Here is a 1,022-nt window from a genome sequence, read left to right on the forward strand (position 1 = left end):
GGCTCAACGCAGATGAGGGTGTAGCCGGGGTCTGAAGCCGCCGGCTTCGAGGAGTGATCGGGCGATGTAGTGGGTCAGGTTCCGGAAGCCGAGGGCGGAGCCTCGGAGGTGTTCGAGTCGGCCGTTGATCGCCTCCGTCGGGCCGTTGCTCGAGCCTGGTAGGTCGAAGAACGCCAGCACGTCGGCGGCGCGCTTCTTCAACGTCCGCCCGAGCGTGACGAGCTCGCTCAGGGCCGCCGGAACGCCGCGGGCCACCGAGTCGATCACCGCGGTCATGAGAGCACGGCCGTGTGCGCGGTCGGGGTGGCGGTAGGCGGTGATCATGCGCTGGTAGATGCCCCAGGTCGCCTCGACCTCGACGTGCTCCTCGATCGCGAACAGGGCCTCGATCCTGGTCGTCTGCTTGTCGGTGAGCAGGTCGGCGCCGGTGTGCAGGGTCCGTCGTGCGCGGTAGAGCGGGTCCTTGGCGCGGCCGCGGTGGCCGTGCAAGTCGAGTTGGACTCGGCGGCGGCAGCGGTCCAGGGCATCACCGGCCAAGCGCACGACGTGGAACGGGTCCATCACCGCGGTCGCGTCGGGCAGCTCTTCGGCAGTGGCGGTCTTGAACCCGGTGAAGCCGTCCATCGCGACGACCTCCACCGCCTGTCGCCAGGTCTTCGGGCGGCCAGCCACTGCTTGAAGGCCTGCTTGGAGCGCCCTTCGACCATGTCGAGCAGCCTCGCTGGGCCGGTGCCGTCGCGGATCGGGGTCAGGTCGATGACCACGGTGACGTACTTCTCGCCGCGGCGGGTGTGGCGCCACACGTGCTCGTCGACTCCGATGACGGCGACGCCGTCGAAGCGGGCCTCGTCGTCGATCAGCACCCGCCGACCTTCGGCCAGGACAGCGTCGTTGGCGGTGTGCCATGCCACCGCGAGGGCCTCGGCCACCCGCGCGACCGTCAGATGCTGGGTGACCAGACCCACCAGGGCCCAGCGCACCGCCGCCCGCGAGAGCTTCGCCCGCGGCTCGGCCGCCCTCGA

1 pseudogene is annotated in these 1,022 nt (G+C 70.5%); it reads right to left on the minus strand.

The features are described 5' to 3' along the window. Nucleotides 1-3: 3 nt before the first annotated feature. Nucleotides 4-1,022: pseudogene (locus tag ACWAT2_RS19325) on the minus strand (ISL3 family transposase); the annotation flags it as partial.

It is taken from the genome of Isoptericola sp. GX10416 (genome assembly GCF_056590155.1).